Source organism: uncultured Nevskia sp. (assembly GCF_903885465.1).
GTDB lineage: Bacteria > Pseudomonadota > Gammaproteobacteria > Nevskiales > Nevskiaceae > Nevskia.
In genome coordinates this window covers 1-2,649 of the sequence record NZ_CAISIQ010000528.1, presented here as the reverse complement: position 1 = coordinate 2,649, position 2,649 = coordinate 1, and the positions used below count along the sequence as shown (strand labels likewise).

Here is a 2,649-nt window from a genome sequence, read left to right as displayed (position 1 = left end):
GCCGACGAGGAACGCGCGCATCGTTCGATCACTTGAGTCCAGAGGTCGGCGAGCAGCGACCGCAACGCGGTGTTGCTCAGGTTCGCAAGGCCGGGCTGGGCGAAAAACACCAGATCGACCGTCGGTAGCCGAGCGCGATTGTGCCGGAAATCCTCGCGTATGAGGCGCTTGATCCGATTGCGATCGTGTGACGCTGCCACCGCTTTCTTGGCGATCGCCAGCCCGAGCCGGGCTTGCGGAGTACCGTTCGGCCGGTAGCTGAGGCCTAGTGGCGCGCGTCGGAGCTTGCGTCCTTCCGCGAAAACCAGCTTGAACTCGGCTGGTTTGTGCAGCCGGACCGACTGCGGAAAGCTCGCCGGACCCAGCACCAGACCTGTCGAGAAGATGCCGCTTTACGGGATGAGACGCGCGCGGCCCTTGGCACGACGGCGTGCGAGCACTGCACGTCCACCAACCGTTTCCATGCGGGCACGGAAGCCGTGGGTACGCTTGCGGCTCAGGGTGTGCGGCTGGAAAGTGCGTTTGCTCATGACGGTCTACTCGATAGCGGGCCGCGATTCTAGCCGTTGACGACTAGAATCTTCAAGCGCCGCCGATGCCGTCCGGCAGGCCGACTATGACGGACGCATGATCGAGGCCTGTGGATAAGCATGGCGGGCAGGCTATAGACTGGCCTTCCAACGCGATCCCGGCTCCCGGCCGGCATCCGATCGCGATCGGGCCCTCCGTCGTCATTCTTCGCTTTCCTCGTTTTCGCCCGATGCTGAATCAAGACCTGTGGGACCGCTGCATTGCCCGGCTCGAAGCCGATCTTCCCGAAAAGGAGATCAGCACCTGGATCCGGCCGCTGCGCGTGGTGATGTCCGAAGACCAGATGACCCTGCTGGCGCCGAATCGCATCGTCATGGATCGGGTCAAGAGTGATTATCTGGGCCGCATCCAGCGCACCATGTCGAGCCTTGCGGCCTACGACGTGGTCGTCAACATTGCCGTTGGTGGCGTCAATGCCGATCCGGTACGGAGTGCCAGCAGCAACACTCCCGCGACGGCCGTCGACGACAGCATGCCGTATGGCCGCGGCAAGCTGGACCCGCGTTACACGCTGTCCTCGTTCATCGAAGGCAAATCGAATTCTCAGGCGCGTGCCGCTGGCCTGCAGGTCGCCTCCGCACCCGGTGGGATCTACAACCCGCTGCTGATCTATGGCGAATCGGGTCTCGGCAAGACCCATCTGATGCACGGCATCGGCAACGCGATCCTTGCCGACAAGGCCAACGCCCGCATCGTCTATGTCGGCGCCGAGCAGTGGTTCAACCAGATGGTGTCGGCGATTCGCTACGGCCGGCAGGTGGAATTCAAGAATTTTTATCGCACGGTCGACGCGCTGCTGATCGACGACATCCACTTCCTGGCCGGCAAAGAGCATTCTCAGGAAGAATTCTTCCATACTTTCAATGCCTTGATAGATGGCCGCAAGCAGATCGTGCTGACTTGCGATCGCTATCCGCGCGAGCTGGACGCGCTCGATGATCGACTCAAGTCGCGTTTCACCTGGGGTTTATCGGTACCGATCGAACCACCCGAGTTCGAAACCCGTATCGCCATTCTTCTGGCCAAGGCCGATGTGCTCGGCGTGCGGCTGCCGGAAGATGTTGCCGTGCTGGTCGCGCAGCGCATCCGCTCCAACGTTCGCGAGCTGGAAGGCGCCTTGCACCGTCTGAACGCCTCGGCGCGGCTGACCGGCGCGCCGATCACCACCGAATTCGCCCGAGTGACCTTGAAGGACATGCTGGCGTCCTATGACCGGGCGGTAACTCTGGAGAACATCAAGCGCACCGTCGCGGCCTACTACAACATTCGCCTGACCGATCTGAATTCGGTGCGCCGGACCCGCACCCTGGCGCGTCCGCGTCAGGTGGCGATGGCCTTGTCCAAGGAACTGACCCGACACAGCTATCCGGAGATCGGCTCGGCGTTCGGCAAGGACCACACTACGGTGCTGCACGCCGTTCGCAAGATTGCCGAGCTGTGCCAGGAAGACGATCGGCTCAAGGAAGACTACGAAAATCTGCTTCGTCAGCTGACCAACTGAAACCTCGTCAAGACGCTGCAAAAACAGTGGAAAGGACGGTAGAACAAGCTGTGTATAATCGTTTCACCGCCTCGGGACGGCTTTTTATCCACAGGTTTATCCCGGTATTTCGACAGCCTTCGGGGGTGTCCAATGCCACCAGGATTTTTTGGATAAAGCCTTGATAAGAAAGCGATTACAGCTTTTATCCCCAGTTTCGGTGCCAGACTACTAAAACTGATCTTTTAAGATTTAAAACCATTTATTCAATTGGTCTGCTCATGAACATCCAGATTTCTCGCGGTGAGCTACTGTCGGCGCTGCAGTCGGTCATCGGTGTGGTCGAACGCAGGCAGTCACTGCCGATCCTCGGAAATCTGCTGCTTGAGGCCAAGGACGATCGTCTGAGCCTGACTGGCACTGATCTCGAACTGCAGGTCGAGCGAATGGTGCGCGTGCAGAACCTGGCACCGGGCCGCATCACTGCCCCCGCCCGCAAGCTGCACGACATCTGCCGCGGCTTGCCGGAAGGCGCGATGCTCAGCCTCGAACATGCCGACAACAAGCTGACCCTGAAG

General features: G+C 60.2%; 3 protein-coding genes and 1 pseudogene. 2 read left to right on the top strand and 2 right to left on the bottom strand.

Annotation, left to right across the window (positions count from 1 at the left end; all coding sequences use genetic code 11):
• Both rnpA and rpmH read right to left on the bottom strand, forming a co-directional pair.
• Positions 1-368, bottom strand: a 368-nt coding sequence (rnpA, locus tag QZY06_RS20315) for a ribonuclease P protein component (protein WP_295687641.1), incomplete at its 3' end; no start/stop codon positions are given.
• A gap of 24 nt (positions 369-392) precedes the next feature.
• Complete coding sequence (rpmH, locus tag QZY06_RS20310) at positions 393-530, bottom strand: 50S ribosomal protein L34 (RefSeq protein ID WP_022976731.1); 138 nt, start codon at positions 528-530, stop codon at positions 393-395.
• A 233-nt stretch (positions 531-763) separates the two neighbouring features.
• Here rpmH and dnaA point away from each other — a divergent pair, with 233 nt between their 5' ends.
• Both dnaA and QZY06_RS20300 read left to right on the top strand, forming a co-directional pair.
• Complete coding sequence (gene dnaA / locus QZY06_RS20305) at positions 764-2,092, top strand: chromosomal replication initiator protein DnaA (RefSeq protein ID WP_367275695.1); 1,329 nt, start codon at positions 764-766, stop codon at positions 2,090-2,092.
• Positions 2,093-2,352: 260 nt separating this feature from the next.
• Positions 2,353-2,649: pseudogene (locus QZY06_RS20300) on the top strand (DNA polymerase III subunit beta); the annotation flags it as partial.

Bases quoted from the DNA above. Each gene is read 5' to 3' on its own strand.
- rpmH (WP_022976731.1), bottom strand. From the start codon at position 530: ATGAGCAAACGCACTTTCCAGCCGCACACCCTGAGCCGCAAGCGTACC.